We start from the raw sequence: 16,840 nt of genomic DNA on the forward strand, positions 1-16,840 counted from the left end.
CAGGCCTGTGGCCTCACACCTCTGGCCGAATGTCACATCGGTTCAGCCGGACTGAACCGATGTGACATTCGGCCGTCGTGGTGGGGCCGAGTCGACTACTCCTCGAGCTTGTAGCCGAGGCCGCGGACCGTGACCAGGTGCTGCGGCTTGCCGGGATCGACCTCGATCTTGGCGCGCAGACGCTTGACGTGGACGTCGAGGGTCTTGGTGTCACCCACGTAGTCGGCACCCCACACACGATCGATCAGCTGCCCGCGGGTGAGGACGCGCCCCGAGTTGCGCAGCAGGTATTCGAGCAGGTCGAACTCCTTGAGCGGCAACGCCACCTGCTCACCGGCCACGTGGACCAGGTGCCGTTCGACGTCCATCCGCACCGGTCCGGCCTCGAGCACGCCGTCGTCGGGGCCGGCGTCGGTCTCGGCGTCGGTGCCGCGGCGCAGCACGGCCCGGATCCGGGCGATCAGCTCGCGGGCCGAGTACGGCTTGGTGACGTAGTCGTCGGCACCGAGCTCGAGTCCGACCACCTTGTCGATCTCGCTGTCGCGCGCGGTGACCATGATGACCGGGACCGACGACTTGGCGCGCAACTGCTTGCACACGTCGGTTCCGCTCATGCCCGGCAGCATGACGTCGAGCAGGACGATGTCGGCGCCGGAGCGCTCGAACTCGGCCAGCGCGGACGGCCCGTCCCCGACGACGGTGGTTTCGAAGCCTTCCTTGCGCAGCAGGAACGCCAGCGGGTCGGCCAGCGACTCCTCGTCCTCCACGATCAGCACACTCGTCAACGGTTGGCCTCCAGACTTGTGCCGCGTCGGCTCACGACGCGGCTTTCTTCTCGATCATTGCGGGTTTGTGGCCGTCGTCGGACTCGGCGGCGTCGGCTGGCACGGACTCGAAGTGCGCGGGAATCTGCAGTGTGAACGTGGATCCGGTCCCGGGCCGGCTCCACAGGTCGATCGAACCGTTGTGGTTGGCGGCGACGTGCTTGACGATCGCCAGCCCCAGCCCGGTGCCGCCGGTGGCCCGGGAGCGGGCCTTGTCGACGCGGAAGAAGCGTTCGAACACGCGCTCCTGATCCTCCTTGTCGATGCCGATGCCGCGGTCGGTGACGGAGATCGCGACGTTGTCGCCGCGGACCGAGCGGCTGAGCGACACCGGAGTGCCCTTCGGCGAGTACGCGATGGCGTTCTCGACGAGGTTGGACAGCGCCGTCACGAGCAGTGTGCGGTCACCCATGACCTCGAGGCCGTTGGGGGCGTCGGTGTGGACGGTGATCTCGGCGGCCTCCGCGGCGACGGTGGAGCGGCGCAATGCCTCGGCGATGACGTCGTCGACGTCGACCACCTCGAGGTCGGGCAGCTTCTCGGCGCCCTGCAGCCGCGACAGCGCGATCAGTTCGGTGACCATGTTGCCGAGCCGCGCGGACTCGCTCAGGACGCGCTGTCCGAAGTAGCGCACCGAGTCGGGGTCGTCGGCCGACTCGAGCAGCGCCTCCGCGAGCAGCCCCATCGCGCCGACCGGCGTCTTGAGTTCGTGGCTGACGTTCGCGACGAAGTCGCGGCGGGTGGCCTCCATGCGGACCTGTTCCGAGTCGTCGTCGGCGAACACCACCACGAAGCGGCGGTCTTCCTCGCTCAGCAACCGTGCGACGCCGCGCACGGCCATCTTGGCGCGACCGCGCTGGGTGGTGCGGGTCGTGAGGTCCATGTCGACGGGCTCGCCGGTCTCGAACACCTCGGTGGCCGCGACCCAGGCACGGTCGTCGATCATCCGGTTGCGGACCAGCCCGAGTTCCTCGGCACGCGGGTTGAACAGCACGACGTCGTTGAATTTGTCGACGACGGCGATGCCGCTCTCGGAGGTGAGAACGATGAGGTCGAGGACCTGCGACATGGTCAGCCCGGCCTGGGCTTGCTGTCGCCGGGCGTGACGGGAGCCGAGCCGGGGAATCACCACGCCGCCGACGATGCAACCGGCAATGGCGGTCGCGACGGCCAGCATTACGGCCTGAACAACAGTCACACGTGAATCGTACGTTCGACACACCGGCCGCCGAACCCGGGTATGACGGTTTTCTCGCACGTCACAGGCCCGAGAGCTGCCGTTATCCGCTCGTTCACCCATTGTTCGCGAAAGGCCCCCGCCGCTTCCGTGGAGGAAGTGACGGGGGCCTCACGTACGAGCCGGTCGGGAACTACTTGGCGCCCTGGTTCGCGACGGCGGCGGCACCGGCGGCGGCCGCGGCGGGGTCGAGGTACGTTCCGCCCGGATTCAGCGGCTTCAGGTTCTCGTCCAGGTCGTAGCGCAGCGGGATGCCGGTCGGGATGTTCAGGCCCGCGATGTCCTCGTCGGAGATGCCGTCGAGGTGCTTGACCAGCGCGCGCAGCGAGTTGCCGTGCGCGGTGACGAGGACGGTCTTGCCGGCCTTCAGATCGGCCGCGATGGTCTCGTCCCAGTACGGGATGAGGCGCTTGACGACGTCGAGGAGGCACTCGGTCAGCGGGACCTCGGGCAGGTCGGCGTAACGGGCATCCTGGTCCTGGCTGTATTCGCTGCCGGCCTCGATCGCGGGCGGCGGGGTGTCGTAGCTACGACGCCACAGCATGAACTGGTCCTCGCCGAACTCGGCCTTGGTCTGGGCCTTGTTCTTGCCCTGCAGCGCGCCGTAGTGGCGCTCGTTGAGGCGCCAGTCGCGCACGACAGGGATCCAGTGGCGGTCGCACGCGTCGAGTGCGAGGTTCGCGGTGCTGATCGCGCGGCGCAGCAGCGACGTGTAGAGGACGTCCGGGAGCAGGTTGTGCTCGGCGAGCAGTTCACCGGCGCGCTTGCCCTCGGCCATGCCCTTGTCGGTGAGATGCACGTCCACCCAGCCGGTGAACAGGTTCAGCGCGTTCCATTCGCTCTCGCCGTGGCGGAGCAGCACAAGTGTTCCGGTACTCATGGCGTCAATCCTGGCATGACGCGTTTCCGCGGTCGCGCGAGCCGTCGGGACAGAGCGGTTCGCGTGTCGATTCGCAACGAAGATCAGCGAAGCGCGACGCTGGTTCGACTACCGACAGGCTGACGTTAGGCCGGCCAGTTTCTGGACGAATGTCCGTTATGTTCTTCGCGGTGGTTGCTTCCCTGTGGCTGCTGCGCGCCCCCGGGGGTGCGGACTGCAGGGCACAACTATCCATGGCCATCCTTGATCGATCACCTTCGCCGACCCGGCTGGGCCGACTGTCCGCGGGTGTCGGCGCGGCCGCGTTCGCGGTCGCGGCGCTGTTCACTGCGGCGGGCCCGGCATCGGCGGACACCGTGATCGTGACCGTCCCGGTCGGCTCGGCGCCGATCGGGACGGCGATCACCCCGGACGGCGCCCGCGCCTACGTCACCAACCAGACGAGCGGCACGGTGTCGGTGATCGACACCGCCACGAACACCGTCGTCGGCGCACCCGTGCCGGTCGGCGCGAATCCGACCGGGGTGGCGATCACCCCGGACGGGTCCCGCGTCTACGTCACCAACTGGGGCGGCGACACGGTGTCGGTGATCGGGACCGCGACCAACACCGTCGTCGGCGCACCCGTGCCGGTCGGCGCGAATCCGCTCGGGGTGGCGATCACCCCGGACGGGTCCCGTGCCTACGTCACCAACCGCGGCAGCGGCACGGTGTCGGCGATCGACACCGCGACCAACACCGTCGTCGGCGCACCCGTGCCGGTCGGCGTGAATCCGGTCGGGGTGGCGATCACCCCGGACGGGTCCCGCGTCTACGTCACCAACGTCGGCAGCGACTCGGTGTCGGTGATCGACACCGCCACGAACACCGTCGTCGGCGCACCCGTGCCGGTCGGCGCGAATCCGACCGGGGTGGCGATCACCCCGGACGGGTCCCGCGTCTACGTCACCAACTGGGGCGGCGACAAGGTGTCGGTGATCGGGACCGCGACCAACACCGTCGTCGGCGCACCCGTGCCGGTCGGCGCGAATCCGCTCGGGGTGGCGATCACCCCGGACGGCGCCCGCGTCCACGTCACCAACCAGGGCAGCGGCACGGTGTCGGCGATCGACACCGCCACGAACACGGTCGTCGGCGCACCCGTGCCGGTCGGCACGAGGCCGGACGGGGTGGCGATCACCCCGGACGGCGCTCACGCCTACATTGCCAACTGGGGCAGCAACTCGGTGTCGGTGATCGCGATCGGAAAGAACACGCCGACACTCACCGGAACCCCCACCGCCGGGGCCGTGGGCCGGTCGTACACCTACGCCTTCACCGTCACCGGCGAACCTGCCCCCACCGTGACCGGCGCCGGCGCCCTGCCCGACGGCCTCGACCTCACCCCAGAGGGAGTGCTGTCCGGAACCCCTACCACCGCTGGACGGTTCGAGTTCACCCTCACCGCCTCGAACGGCATCGGTAATGATGCCGTCCTGCCCGTGGTCGTCGAGATCACCGACACCATCCCACCCGCCACCGGATCGCTCGGATCGCTCGGGTCGGTTGGTTCCCTGAACTGGACCTCCTGACCGACCAGGTACCACCGCGCACGCGCAGTGGCCGCCCACCCCAACCGGGGTGGGCGGCCACTGTCCTTCACACCGACGGCACAACAGGAAAAGGCAGCAGTCGTCCTGGCGTTACTGGCAGTGTTTCAGGCGGGACAGAGCTACTTCTATGAGCAGCAACGATATTCCTCGAGCGATCCGGTCATCCCGATCGACAACCTGGGAGTTGTCGTCTTGTGCGTGCTGGTGATCGCCCTTGTCAAGGCGGGCCCGTCGTGGCCGGTCCGCCGCCGCCCTGACGAGTAGCACGGGACCGTCCGGCAGCATCACCCCTCGGCCGGGCCTTCTGCGAGAACCCGCACCAGATCGTGTTCAACGCCGGACTCGAGTTCCAGATGATCGCCGCCAGCGTGGGAGAACGCCGACACCGGGATGCCGTTCTTGCAGATAAGCGCAGGTGACCGCTGTTCGATCCGAGAGGATTTTTGTGAATCCTCGCGGCATCTCGACATCCCGGCAACGGGCCACACCACGAAACGGACACCTCGAGTTAGGTTAGGCACACCTGTTTATCTGGAGAGGTTTCCCATGAAGTTCACCCGCACGGCCGCCCGGCTGGCCGCCCTCCTCGGTGCGGCCGCCGTCGTCGCGACCGGATGCTCCACCGCCTCCACCGCCGAGTCCACTCCGACAGCGTCCCCATCGGACGGCGAGGGCTGGAGCTACACGACCGGCTACGGCAACACCATCACCCTCGACGCCGCACCGGAGAGGATCGTCGTCGACGCCTACTCCGCAGCCGCGCTGTGGGACTACGGCATCCGCCCCGCCGGCATCTTCGGCTACGGCATCACGGGCGGGCAGGCAACCGGCAATGCCGATGTCTCCACCATGACGATCGTCGGCAACGACGGCGAGATGAACATGGAGGCGCTCGCCGATCTCGACCCCGACCTGGTGATCGGTTACGGCAACTCCGACGACCCCACGTCGTGGACGTGGTGGGACGAACCGATGGCCGACAAGGTCAACGCGGTCGCACCGTTCGCGGCGGTGAAGTTCTCCGGCGTTCCGCTGCCCGACGTCCTCACCGCGTACCGGAGCCTCGCCGCGGCTCTCGGCGGCGACGTCGACGGCGACACCGCGAAAGCGGACAAGGCCGCGTTCGACGCGAACTCCGACCGGATCCGGCAGGTGGCCGCCGAGCGGCCCGACATCTCGCTGCTGCCGCTCAACGGCGACTCCGGCGGACTGTATGCGGGCACCACCAAGCTCGCCCAGCTCGGCTACCTCAGCGGACTGGGCGTGACGTTCGCGGGCCCCGGAGGCGACAAGGGCTGGGCCGACCTGAGCTGGGAGCAGGTGCCGTCCCACCCCGCCGACATCGTGATGCAGTACGTGAAGTCGCACGAGGTCTTCGAGGCCTCCCCCGTCTTCGTCCGCCTGCCGGCCGTGACGGCCGGTCAGGTCATCGACTGGGACGACAAGCGCCCCAACACCTACGGCAACTACGCGGCCTGGTTCGCGGAGGTGGCCACGGCGATGGAGAACGCCCGCGAGGTCGCCTGACCTCGAACGAGACTCGGCCCCCGGTGAGTGACTCCCGGGGGCCGAGTCGTGCGTACGGACGCGTCAGAACATCCGCGCGCCCTCCTCGAGGACATCGAGGAAGATCGTCGCGGTGAGGGCGAAGCCCTGGTTGTAGCGGGCATCGGTGGTGATCACCTTGCCGGCCTGCACCGCCGGCAACCGCAGCCACGTCGGGCTGACGCTGGTCGGCGGGACGGCTCCGGCCTTGGCGGACTGCACGATGATCAAGTCGATGTCGGACAGCCGGTCGAGTTGCTCGAGGGACAGCTCGATCGAGTTGTCGGCATTGTGGTCGTCGCGGAAGGGCAGATCGATTCCGGCGTCGATGCAGACGCTGGTGGTGAGCGTCCGCTGGTGGACCACGACTCCCGACTCGGTGTACACGCACAGCGCGATCTTCTTGCCGCCCAGTCGTTCCTGCAGCAGCGGCCGCAGCTGCGCGAGTCTGGCGTCGTATCCGGCGACAGCACTCTCGGTCTCCCGGGTGCGCCCCAACTGTTCGGCCTGGCCGGTGAGGGCTCCGCGCCAGTCGACCGGCGCACCGCCGGTCCGCGGGACGTCGTCGCCCACCACGAGCAGCGGCGCGATGGCCGCGAGCCGCTCGTTGCCGTACCAGTCGCTGCTGTAGCCGATCTTGGTCATCACGATCAGATCGGCCTCCAGGTCGAGCAGCGCCTCGTAGTTGATCGTGTAGCTGCCGGCGGTGTTCACGGCCTGCGCGCCGTCCACGGTGCGGCCAGGAAACTGGAATCCGATGGGCTGGTTCGGGAACCACGAGTTGCCGGATCCGACGATGGGGTACCCCATCATCATCGCGAACTCGAGGTCGACGCGGCCGTCGAGCACGACGACCCGCCGGGGATCCCTCGGGACGTCGCCGGTGAAGTCGCCCCACCGGTACGGCACGGTCTCGGCGGATGCGGCAGTCTCGCCGGTCGAGCAGCCCGCCAGCGCCACGGCGGCAGCGACACCGGCGCCGATTCCGAGGAATCGGCGCCGGCTCAGCGCGTCCACGATGGCGGCCCACTCTTGCTCGGATACAGGGCGATTCGACAGCAGTGTGGTCATGCCACTCCTTCGGAGGTTCGCGGCCGCCCGAGGGGGATGACGAGCGGCGTGTGGGTGACGGGGTCGTCGATGATGCGGCACGGCAGGCCGAAGACGTCCTCGACGAGGTGCTCGGTGACGATGTCCGACGGCGGTCCCTCCGCGACGATCGCACCGTCCTTCATGGCGATGATGTGGCTCGCGTAGCGGCAGGCGTGGTTGAGGTCGTGCAGCACCGCGACCAGGGTCTGCCCCCGGGTCTCGTTCAGCTCGCGGCACAGTTCGAGCAGTTCGATCTGGTGCGCGATGTCGAGGAACGTGGTGGGCTCGTCGAGCAGCACCAGCGGCGTCTGCTGCGCGAGCACCATCGCCACCCAGACCCGCTGTCGCTGACCACCGGACAGTTCGTCCACCAGCCGCCCGGAAAGTTCCGTCACCCGGGTCGCGGCCATCGCACCGACGACGGCGTCCTCGTCCTCGCGGGACCACTGTCGCAGCAGCTTCTGGTGCGGGTAGCGTCCGCGCGCAACGAGATCGGCGACGGTGATGCCGTCCGGCGCGATCGACGTCTGCGGCAGCAGGCCGAGGCGGCGCGCCACCTCCTTCGCGGGGAAGGACGTGATCGCTCGCCCGTCGAGCAGGACCTGCCCATGCTTGGGGACCAGCAGCCTCGACAGCGCCCGCAGCAGCGTCGACTTGCCGCACGCGTTGGGGCCGACGATCACGGTGAAGCCGCCGTTCGGGATCTCGACGTCGAGGTGCTCGGAGATCACCGTCTTGTCGTAGCCGATGGTGAGATCCTCGGCCCGCAGCCGATTGGCCGTCGCGAGGGTGTCCGCTGTCATGCTGTTCATCTCGTTCCTCGTATCCGACGCGGTCACTGTTTGCGCGCCTCTCGTGCGAGCAGCCACGCGAAGTACACGCCGCCGATCGACACGGTCACCACGCCCACCGGCAGCTGGTGCGGCGCGAACGCCCGCTGCGCGACGAAGTCGCTGACCATCAGCAGCGCGGCGCCCATCGCGGCGGCCGGCACCAGCGCGACACCGGCGCTGCGGGTCAGTCGCCGGGCCAACTGGGGGGCGGCGAGGGCGACGAACCCGATCGGTCCGGCCGCGGCGGTGACCATCGCGGTCAGTGCCACGCCGAGCACCACCAGACCCAGCCGGGTCGGTTCGGCCCGCACCCCGAGCGCCTTGGCGGCGTCGTCGCCCATCTCGAGCATCCGCATCCGGCCGCCGAGGATCAGGATCGCGGGGACGAGCACGACGAGCACGACCGTCACCGGGCCCACCTGTTGCCAGCCGAGGGATCCGAGCGAGCCCGCACCCCACACCGCGGCCGACATCGCCGCCTCGAGGTCGGCCTTGAGGATCAGCCACGTGTTCACCGACGCGAGCATCGCGCTGATACCGATGCCGACGATGATCAGCCGGAAGCCCTGCACGCCACGCTTGTACGCGAGCACGTACACGACGGCGGCCGTGGCGATGCCACCGATCAGCGCGCCGACGCTCACCTGGTAGTAGCTGCCGCCGATCAGCAACATCACCACGAGCGCACCGGTGTAGGCGCCGGAGTTGAAGCCGATGATGTCGGGGCTGCCGAGCGGATTCCGGGTGAGCGACTGGAAGATCGCACCGCTCATCCCGAGTGCCGCACCGAGCATGATCGCGAGCAGGACACGGGGCAGTCGCCACTCCACGACCACCATGTGGATGCGGGCCGGGACGTCGCCGAACAGCGCCTGCACCACCTGGCCGGGCGGCACGTAGTAGTCGCCGCTGCCGAGTGCGAACACCGCGACGACGGCGGTGATCGCGGCCAGCACCAGGCACACGATGGTGGTCCGCACGTCGATGCGCGCCGACCAGCGGCCGGGGCGCACGATCCGCGTCGGCCGCCCGAAGTCGATGTCCGCACTCGTATTCGTAGTCGTTTTCGTCGTCACAGCCCACTCACCTTGCGTCGCCGGACGAGCCAGATCAGGACGGGTGCTCCGACGAACGCCGTCACCACACCGACCTGCAGTTCGCCGGGCCGGATCACGATGCGGCCCAGGATGTCCGAGCCGAGCAGCAGGATCGGCGCGCACACCATGGTGTACGGCACGATCCAGCGTTGGTCGGGCCCGACGAACCAGCGCGCGACGTGCGGCACCATCAGCCCGACGAACCCGATGGGCCCGGCGGCGGCCGTCGCGGCGCCACACAACAGCGTGACTGCGACGACGCCGATCACCCGGGTGCGCAGGATCTGCGCTCCGAGTGTGCGGGCCAGGTCGTCGCCGAGCGCGACGGCGTTGAGCGGACGGGCGATCACGAGCGCGAGCACCAGGCCGATCGCGATGAACGGGGAGACGCCGAGCGCCACCTCCATCGACCGGCCGGCCAGGGTGCCGGCGTTCCAGTGCCGCATCTGGTCGAACGCGGTGGGATCCAGCAGCGTGATCGCGGAGGAGACGCCGCCGAGCACCGATCCGATCGCGACACCGGCCAGCGTGAGCCGCACCGGCGTCGCTCCGCCGCGGCCCACCGATCCGAGCGCGTACACGACGACGGTCGCGACGACGGCGCCGAGGAACGCGAACCAGATGTACGACCAGATGCTGGTGAGCCCGAACACGCCGACCGCGATGACGACCGCGAACCCGGCGCCGGCATTGACGCCGAGGATTCCGGGATCGGCCAACGGGTTTCGTGTCATCGCCTGGATCAGCGCACCGGCCACGCCCAGGGCCGCACCGACCAGCAGACCGAGCACGGTGCGTGGTACCCGGAGCTCGCGCACGATCACGTGGTCGTTGGAGTCGTCGTAGCGGAACAGTGCGTCGATCACGGTGCCGACGGGGATGCCCTTCGACCCCACCGCGATGCTCGCGAGCACCACGACCGCGAGCGCCGCGACACACAGCAGCAGGCCCAGCGCCCGGCGAGTGTTGGTGCGGGCCAGACCCTGCGGCCGGTCCGCCACCTCGGGGGCCTCGCTCCGTACTTCCCCCTCGGTGGAGACGGTGGCAGTCACAATCCCGCGTTCTCCAGCGTCCGGTCCACCTCGTCGCGGATCTCTTCCTCGTCGCGCTCGGGGTCCTCCCAGACGGAGTCCAGGCGCGCCTTGACGGCGTCGTCGAGGGCGTCGTAGCGGGCGCGCCACTCCTCGGCCTTGTACGTCCAGTACCCGATCACCTTGTACGCGTCGCCGGGCAGGCCGAGATCGTGGCGCAGGTACTTGCGGATGTCACGGAGCATCGTGCTCTCCCCCGCCACCCACACGTACCCGGCACCGTCGGGGATGCTCAGGCGGCGAATCGCCTCGGGCAGCGCGCTGGCGGCGATGCCGTTGCCGGTGCCGTGCAGCCAGACGAACTCGACGTCCGCGGCGGACACGATGGTCTGCTCGTGGCTCGCGTCGGCGACCTCCACGATCGCCGTCGCCCGCACGTGGGCGGGCAGTTCCTCCACCAGGCGTCCCAGCGCCGGGAGGCCAGTGGCATCGGTGACGAAGATCTGCCAGTCGGTGTGCGCCGGCGGTTCGTACAACCCACGCGACTCACCCAGGTACAGCACGTCGCCGGGTTGCGCCGACTGCGCCCAGTCGCTGGCCACCCCGCCCTCGTGGACCACGAAGTCGATCGTCATCTCGCCGCGCTCGGCATCGAAGCGACGGACGGTGTACGGCTGGCACGGCGACGCTTCCTTGCCGTCCGGGTACGTCCAACCACGGCCGTTCGTGGCGTTCGGATCGATTTCCGGAAGCACGAACTCGCCCGTCGCCGGCACCGGGAAGTGCAGCCGCAGGTACTCGTCACCGATACCTGCGGATGTGAAGTTCCCGAGACCACCGAAGACGATCCGAACCATGCCGGGGGTCAGTGGGGCAGCCTCGACGACGGTGCCGCGAAGTAGTTCCATGAGAAGGTATTCCTCGTTTCGAGAAGGGGATTCGGCTCAACCGAGCCGGGAGAGCAGCGTGTCGTACTGCGCGACGAGTTCGATGGCGGAGTACACGGAGCCGTACTGGATGAGCTGCTCGACGACCTGAACACGACCGCGCGCCACCGCCGGGACCCGTTGCCACAACGGATCGGTGGTGAGAGACCCGAGCTCGGCGCCGGTCGACAGGACGAGAAGGCCGTCGAGGTCGGCGAGCAGGTCGAGGGACTCCATGCCGAACGCGTCCGCGTTCCCGAGGGTTCCGATCGTTCCCAGCGTCCCGCCGAGGTCCGTGTACACCTGCGGAGGCAGGTAGGCGGTGGTGTCGTGCACCATCCGGAACTCGGCCGGCTGTCGGCTGATGATGCCGATCCGGGCCTGCCGGACCGTCTCGCCGTGCCGGTCCACGAGACCCGCCGCGGCGGCGTCGTACGTCGCCATGGCGCGGTCGAACGTCTCGGTCCGTCCCAGCCAGTCCGCGAGCTGGTTCATGTTCTGCTTCCACGGCATCTTGAACTCGGTGGTCACAACCGGTGCAATGTCGAGCAGCGCCGGCGCCGGCCACATCTCGTTGTCGAGGTTCACGCACACGATGAGATCCGGCTGCAGGCGCAGGACCTGCTCGAGGTTGACCGGTGACGCGATCTCCTCCGCCGTGATCGCCGGCAGCCACGGCGCCGGTGCGTCGTAGCTGTGCGCGATCACCGGGAGCTCCAGCGCCAGAGCCGGTTCCAGGTCCAGGCGCGAGTCGATGACGACGACGCGCTGCGGCGACGTCGGGATGTCGTACGTGCCGAGCGGCGTGGTGACGGTGCGAGTGGCCTGCGCAGCAGACGATTCCGTCCCGGCGCCGGAGGTTCCGCACGCCGTCAGCAACGCCGTCGCCCCCAGAGCCCCGACGCCGCCGAGGAATCCGCGCCGGGTCAGCCGGTCGACGAGACGCGCCCATTCGACGTCGTCGGGTGCGACGGTGATGGTCGGGGCGTTCATGCCGCCGCCATCCGCGTGTACAGCGTGTCCCAACCACGGGCCACGATCGGCACCGTGTAGACCGAGCCGTAGTACGTCTCGCCCTCGAGCAGGGTGACGTGGCCGGCCTGCACCGCGGGCAGGCGGCTCCACAGCGTCTCCGACATCAGTGCGTCGTACTCCTCCCGGCTGCCGGTGATCATGAGGCCGTCGCACTCGGCGATCAGGTCGAGTTGCTCGAGCGACAGGCCGTTCTCGGCGTCGGAGAACATCGACCGGCTCGGCGAGCGTCCGCCGATCTCGGTGAGCGTCGCTTCGGTGGGCAGCAGGCCCTTGCCCTGGTTCTGGGTGCTCGTGACGTAGACCATGCGGTCGCTGGGCAGGTACGAGATCGAGGCCACGGTGGTGGACGCCGTCAGCGACCGGTGCCGGGCCGCGATCTCGGCGATCAGGGCGTCGTACTCGGCGTTGATCCTCGCGAGTTGATCGGTCGCGCCCAGCCAGTTCGCGAGTCCCGCGAAGTTCTCCCGCCAGTCCACCCCGAAATCTGTGGTGAGGACCGGCGCGATCTCCTGCAACCGGTCGGTGGGCCACCAGTCGCCGCCGGCGTTGCAGCAGATGATGAGATCCGGAGCGAGCCCGAGGATCTGCTCGAGGTTCGGCTTCTCCCCGAGGTAGGGCACCGTCGGATCGACCGGCACCCAGGGCCGGGCCCGGCTGTGGTTGTAGCCGATGAGAGGAAGTCCCAGGGCGACAGCGGGTTCGAGGTCGAGCCGGGAGTCGACGGCGATCACCCGCTTCGGCGACACGGGGATCTCGTACGTGCCGAGCGGCGTGGTCACGGTGCGGGTCTCGGCTGCGGAGGAATCGGCAGCGGAACCCGAACCGCAGCCCGCGGCCAGGACCGCGGCGCCGACGCCGAGGGCACCGAGGAATCCACGCCGGGTCAGCGCGGCCGTCAGCTCCGCCCACTGCCGGTCGACGTAGGCGGGGTCGAGGCGTCGCACCGTGTCCGGAACGAGCGTCGGAAGAGGTGTCACAGCGTTCTCCAGGTGGGTCCGGTCGCCGGCCGAATGGTCGTCGAGGCGAGGTAAGGCTCACCTGAAGCTACGGGAGCGTCCACGCACGCGCGACGCCCTGAGCTGCCCGAACGCGCCAAGTAATATCGCAGATCGGCCATTTACCACCGAATGTCCACAATCCGACACGCGATGGCAGGTTCACAGCTTCCGACGGCACCGGGGCACACCTAACGTGACCGGGGTGTCCGACTCCACCCCTGATTCCTCCCCCGCGGACGGTCCCACGCCGCGTGCCGTGATCCGTCAGTCGCTCACCGACGACGGCCGGGCGCGCCGACTCGCGGGCGCCTCCGTGGGCTTCACCGGCCACCAGGTCGCCGAGGCCCTGGTACCCGTCGTGATCGGTGCTGTCATCGACCGGGCCGTCGCGACCAGCGATGCGGCCGCTTTCGGCCGATGGGTCCTGGTGATCGGCGTGCTGTTCGCGGGACTCACCCTGAGTTGGCGTTTCGCCGCGCGGGCGGCCGCGGGGGTGAGTGAGTACGGCGCCCACTCGCTCCGCATGGCGATCACGCGCCGCACCCTCGATCCCCACGGGATGAGTCCGCGCCGGATGCCGGGCGAGGTGTACTCGATCGCGACCGCCGACGCCTCCGGCGTCGCCTACTTCACACACACGCTGTCGACCAAACTCGCGGCCGCTCTCGGTGTGCTGACCGCAGCGGTGTCGCTGCTGCTGATCTCGGTCCCGCTCGGTCTGCTGGTCCTGATCGCCACGCCGCCGGTGCTGCTGCTGATGCAGTGGCTGGCGAAGCCGCTCGAGCGCCGCAGCGAGATCGATCAGGACCGGAGCGCGCGCGCCGGGGCCTTGGCCACCGACATGATCGGTGGCCTGCGGGTGCTCTCCGGGTTGGGGGCGACGGGCCAGGCGAGCACCCGCTACCGCACCGCGAGTCGCTCGGCTCTCGACGCGACGATGAGTGCGCAGCGCGCGCAGTCGCTGTACTCGGCGGCGAACACGTTGGTGGGCAGTGGGTTCCTGGCGCTGATCGCGTTCGTAGGTGCCCGGATGGCCGTCGCGGGTTCCATCTCGGTCGGCCAGTTGATCGCGGTGGTGGGGTTGGCTCAGTTCCTGCAGGGCCCCCTCGTCGACGTCGCCTATTTCGGTGCCGGCCTGGCTCGTGCCCGCGCGTCGGCGACGCGGGTTGCTCGCCTGCTCGGCACGGGCCACGCGGTCCGGCCGGCCACGAGCCCCGAGCCCGTCACCGACACCACCACGCTCACCGTCGACGGGCTGCACACCACGCACCTCGAGAACATCACTTTCGCCGTCCGACGGGGCGAGATCCTCGGCGTCGTCACCGGCAGCGGCCGGCACGCGAGCGACCTCGTCGACTGCCTTGCCCGGCGCGTCACCCCGGTGGCCGGGACGATCCGCATCGGTGACACCCCGATCGATCGCGTGCCCATCGACGAGTTGCGCGCCACGGTGTTCGCGCCGCCCCACGATGCGGCTCTGTTCTCCGGGTCGGTTGCCGCCAACGTCGGCGTCGCGGCCGTCCCCGGATCCGATCTGACGCCGGTGGTGGCGGCCGCCGCGGTCGACGAGATCGAGACGGCACTGCCGTCGGGCCTCGACACGCACGTGACCGAGCAGGGCCGGTCGCTGTCCGGCGGGCAGCGGCAACGGATCGCGCTGGCCCGGGCCCTGGCCGCCGACCCACCCGTACTGGTCCTGCACGACCCCACCACGGCGGTGGACTCGGTGACCGAATCGCGTATCGCCGACGGCATCCGTGCCCTTCGTGCGGACGGCGCGACGGTGCTGCTGACCACCAGCCCCGTACTGCTCGGCATCTGCGACCGGGTGATCGTCCTCGACCCGGACATCGCCGGGATCGTCGAGGGCACGCATGCCGAACTGCTCGACGCCACAGGCAATCCCGGCGCCCAGGCCTACCGATCGATGGTGACCGCATGACGACGACCGAACGCACACTGCTGCCCACCGCATCACCGGCCCGGACCCGCGCCGAACTGTGGCGCCTGCTCCGCCCCCACCGGATCGGCGCCGCCGCCGCGGTGGTCGCCCTCGCCGTCGGCACCGCTGTGGGACTGTGCACGCCACTCGTCCTCGGTGCGATGGTCGACGCGGTCACCCGTGCAGAATCGGACGTCGTCGGAACCGTCGGCTGGCTCGCCGGTGCGCTCGTCGCGATCGCCGTCGGGCAGTCGGTGATGGTCGCGGTGAGCAACTATCTGATCGCGCGGGTCGGCGAAGCCCTCGTGGCCGACCTGCGTGAGGAGGTTCTCGACCACGCCCTCGACCTTCCGCAGGAGGATCTCGAACAGGCCGGACGCGGCGATCTGATCTCGCGGGTCTCCGGCGACGTCCACCTGGTCGCGGAGGCCGTCTCGCGGTCGGTCCCGGTGTTCGCGACCGCCACACTGACGATCGGTCTGACCCTCGTCGGGTTGGCCGGCCTGGACTGGCGATTCGCGATCGCGGCGGTGATCGTGGCACCCATCCAGATCGGTGCGCTGCGCTGGTACCTGCGCACGTCGGCGCCGGTGTACCGGCAGGAGCGGGAGGCCGAGGGTGCCCGGGCGCAGCAGATGCTCGATTCCCTCACCGACGTCGACACCGTCGGAGCGCTGCGCCTGGCGCCGGCCCACGAGCGGGAGATCGAGTCACGATCGCTCGCCGCGGTCCGGCTCAGTCTGCTCACCACCAAGCTCCGCACCCGATTCTTCGGACGCCTGAACCTGGCTGAGGCCCTGGGACTTTCGGCGGTCCTCGGGGTCGGTTTCCTGCTGGTCCAGAATGGCCAGATCACGCTCGGTGCCGCGACCGCCGCGGCGCTGTTCTTCCACCGACTGTTCGACCCGATCTCCTCCGCGCTGGCGGTGTTCGACCAGTTGCAGGAGGGATCGATCGCGCTGTCGCGACTCGTCGGCGTCACCCTGGTGCCGCGTCCGCAGGATCCGGCCGACCCGGCGACCCCGACGGACGGGTCCGTCGCGCTCGAACGAGTGTCGTTCACGTACCGCGCCGGAGTCCGTCCCGTCGTCGACGGGATCGGCACGCGGATCGAGGCGGGCAGCAGTGTCGCGCTCGTCGGCCCGACCGGCGCCGGCAAGTCGACCCTCGCGAAACTCGTTGCCGGAACACATGATCCCGACCACGGACGGGTCGAGATCGGCGGCGTCGACCGGAGCCGGCTCGCGGCCGAGGACGCGGTCCGCACGTGCGTCCTCGTCTCGCAGGAAACCCATGTGTTCGCCGGATCGATCGCGGAGAATCTGCGCCTCGCGCGGCCCGACGCGTCCGACGACCATCTGATGGCGGCCCTGGGCGTCGTGGGCGCGGACGACTGGGTGCGATCCCTGCCCGACGGCCCGGACACGGTCGTCGGCGCCGGGGGCGCGCCGGTCACCGCGACCGAGGCACAGCAACTCGCCCTGGCCCGCGTCGCGCTGCTGGACCCGGCCGTGCTGATCCTGGACGAGGCAACGGCCGAGGCGGGCAGTGCCGGCGCCCGGAAGCTGGACCGGGCCGCTGCCGCGCTCGGGCGGGGACGGACGACGATCACGGTGGCGCACCGGCTTTCTCAGGCGGCGCTCGCCGATCGGGTACTGGTCGTGGAGGACGGGCGGATCGTCGAGGACGGCCCGCACGACACCCTCGTCGCGGCCGGCGGCGTCTACGCGAAGCTGTGGGCGGCCTGGGAGTCGGCGCGCTAGTCGACGGCAACGGCCGTCGACCAGCGCCCCGGAGACACCGGTAGC

At 69.6% G+C, this 16,840-nt stretch carries 14 protein-coding genes; 4 read left to right on the forward strand and 10 right to left on the reverse strand.

Annotated features, from left to right (window positions below; all coding sequences use genetic code 11):
* Positions 1 to 95: 95 nt before the first annotated feature.
* The 3 genes from AC1RIF_RS09545 to AC1RIF_RS09555 all read right to left on the reverse strand — a co-directional run bounded on the left by AC1RIF_RS09545 (position 96) and on the right by AC1RIF_RS09555 (position 2,950).
* On the reverse strand, positions 96 to 785 hold the full coding sequence (locus tag AC1RIF_RS09545; protein WP_492601110.1) for a response regulator: 690 nt from the start codon (positions 783 to 785) through the stop codon (positions 96 to 98).
* A 31-nt stretch (positions 786 to 816) separates the two neighbouring features.
* Positions 817 to 2,022 (reverse strand): sensor histidine kinase, encoded by a 1,206-nt coding sequence (locus AC1RIF_RS09550; RefSeq protein ID WP_492601111.1) that lies wholly within the window; start codon positions 2,020 to 2,022, stop codon positions 817 to 819.
* A 172-nt stretch (positions 2,023 to 2,194) separates the two neighbouring features.
* Complete coding sequence (locus tag AC1RIF_RS09555; protein WP_492601350.1) at positions 2,195 to 2,950, reverse strand: phosphoglyceromutase; 756 nt, start codon at positions 2,948 to 2,950, stop codon at positions 2,195 to 2,197.
* A 224-nt stretch (positions 2,951 to 3,174) separates the two neighbouring features.
* Between AC1RIF_RS09555 and AC1RIF_RS09560 the strand changes: the two genes are divergently transcribed.
* On the forward strand, positions 3,175 to 4,512 hold the full coding sequence (locus AC1RIF_RS09560; RefSeq protein WP_492601112.1) for a beta-propeller fold lactonase family protein: 1,338 nt from the start codon (positions 3,175 to 3,177) through the stop codon (positions 4,510 to 4,512).
* Positions 4,513 to 5,079: 567 nt separating this feature from the next.
* On the forward strand, positions 5,080 to 6,060 hold the full coding sequence (locus tag AC1RIF_RS09565; protein ID WP_492601113.1) for an ABC transporter substrate-binding protein: 981 nt from the start codon (positions 5,080 to 5,082) through the stop codon (positions 6,058 to 6,060).
* Between the two features lie 63 nt (positions 6,061 to 6,123).
* Here AC1RIF_RS09565 and AC1RIF_RS09570 read toward each other — a convergent pair whose 3' ends face one another.
* Genes AC1RIF_RS09570 through AC1RIF_RS09600 form a run of 7 tightly spaced genes read right to left on the reverse strand, consistent with a single transcriptional unit; the run spans position 6,124 to position 13,069 of the window.
* Entirely contained in the window at positions 6,124 to 7,149 is a 1,026-nt protein-coding gene (locus AC1RIF_RS09570) for an ABC transporter substrate-binding protein (protein ID WP_492601114.1), read from the reverse strand.
* A complete protein-coding gene (locus AC1RIF_RS09575; RefSeq protein ID WP_492601115.1) occupies positions 7,146 to 7,982 on the reverse strand; it encodes an ABC transporter ATP-binding protein in 837 nt (278 codons plus the stop codon). Before AC1RIF_RS09575 ends, AC1RIF_RS09570 begins: the two co-directional genes overlap by 4 nt.
* Positions 7,983 to 8,005: 23 nt before the next feature.
* On the reverse strand, positions 8,006 to 9,079 hold the full coding sequence (gene fepG / locus AC1RIF_RS09580) for an iron-enterobactin ABC transporter permease (protein ID WP_492601116.1): 1,074 nt from the start codon (positions 9,077 to 9,079) through the stop codon (positions 8,006 to 8,008).
* Entirely contained in the window at positions 9,076 to 10,101 is a 1,026-nt protein-coding gene (locus AC1RIF_RS09585; protein ID WP_492601351.1) for a Fe(3+)-siderophore ABC transporter permease, read from the reverse strand. The genes fepG and AC1RIF_RS09585 overlap by 4 nt, the downstream gene beginning before the upstream one ends.
* Before the next feature lie 47 nt (positions 10,102 to 10,148).
* The gene (locus tag AC1RIF_RS09590; RefSeq protein ID WP_492601117.1) at positions 10,149 to 11,039 is read right to left on the reverse strand and encodes a siderophore-interacting protein; all 891 of its coding nucleotides are present in this window, start codon (positions 11,037 to 11,039) and stop codon (positions 10,149 to 10,151) included.
* 36 nt (positions 11,040 to 11,075) lie between these two features.
* The gene (locus AC1RIF_RS09595) at positions 11,076 to 12,050 is read right to left on the reverse strand and encodes an ABC transporter substrate-binding protein (protein WP_492601118.1); all 975 of its coding nucleotides are present in this window, start codon (positions 12,048 to 12,050) and stop codon (positions 11,076 to 11,078) included.
* Entirely contained in the window at positions 12,047 to 13,069 is a 1,023-nt protein-coding gene (locus tag AC1RIF_RS09600; protein WP_492601119.1) for an ABC transporter substrate-binding protein, read from the reverse strand. The genes AC1RIF_RS09595 and AC1RIF_RS09600 overlap by 4 nt, the downstream gene beginning before the upstream one ends.
* A 223-nt stretch (positions 13,070 to 13,292) precedes the next feature.
* Here AC1RIF_RS09600 and AC1RIF_RS09605 point away from each other — a divergent pair, with 223 nt between their 5' ends.
* Positions 13,293 to 15,032 carry an ABC transporter ATP-binding protein gene (locus AC1RIF_RS09605; protein WP_492601120.1) on the forward strand — a complete coding sequence of 580 codons (1,740 nt, stop codon included), beginning with the start codon at positions 13,293 to 13,295 and terminating at the stop codon, positions 15,030 to 15,032.
* Entirely contained in the window at positions 15,029 to 16,795 is a 1,767-nt protein-coding gene (locus tag AC1RIF_RS09610; protein WP_492601121.1) for an ABC transporter ATP-binding protein, read from the forward strand. Before AC1RIF_RS09605 ends, AC1RIF_RS09610 begins: the two co-directional genes overlap by 4 nt.
* The last annotated feature ends 45 nt before the right edge of the window (positions 16,796 to 16,840 follow it).

The sequence above is a fragment of the Prescottella sp. GW823-FHT02E09 genome, assembly GCF_058797375.1.

Bases quoted from the DNA above. Each gene is read 5' to 3' on its own strand.
- AC1RIF_RS09560 (WP_492601112.1), top strand. From the start codon at position 3,175: ATGGCCATCCTTGATCGATCACCTTCGCCGACCCGGCTGGGCCGACTG.
- AC1RIF_RS09565 (WP_492601113.1), top strand. From the start codon at position 5,080: ATGAAGTTCACCCGCACGGCCGCCCGGCTGGCCGCCCTCCTCGGTGCG.
- AC1RIF_RS09570 (WP_492601114.1), bottom strand. From the start codon at position 7,149: ATGACCACACTGCTGTCGAATCGCCCTGTATCCGAGCAAGAGTGGGCC.
- AC1RIF_RS09575 (WP_492601115.1), bottom strand. From the start codon at position 7,982: ATGAACAGCATGACAGCGGACACCCTCGCGACGGCCAATCGGCTGCGG.
- AC1RIF_RS09590 (WP_492601117.1), bottom strand. From the start codon at position 11,039: ATGGAACTACTTCGCGGCACCGTCGTCGAGGCTGCCCCACTGACCCCC.
- AC1RIF_RS09595 (WP_492601118.1), bottom strand. From the start codon at position 12,050: ATGAACGCCCCGACCATCACCGTCGCACCCGACGACGTCGAATGGGCG.
- AC1RIF_RS09610 (WP_492601121.1), top strand. From the start codon at position 15,029: ATGACGACGACCGAACGCACACTGCTGCCCACCGCATCACCGGCCCGG.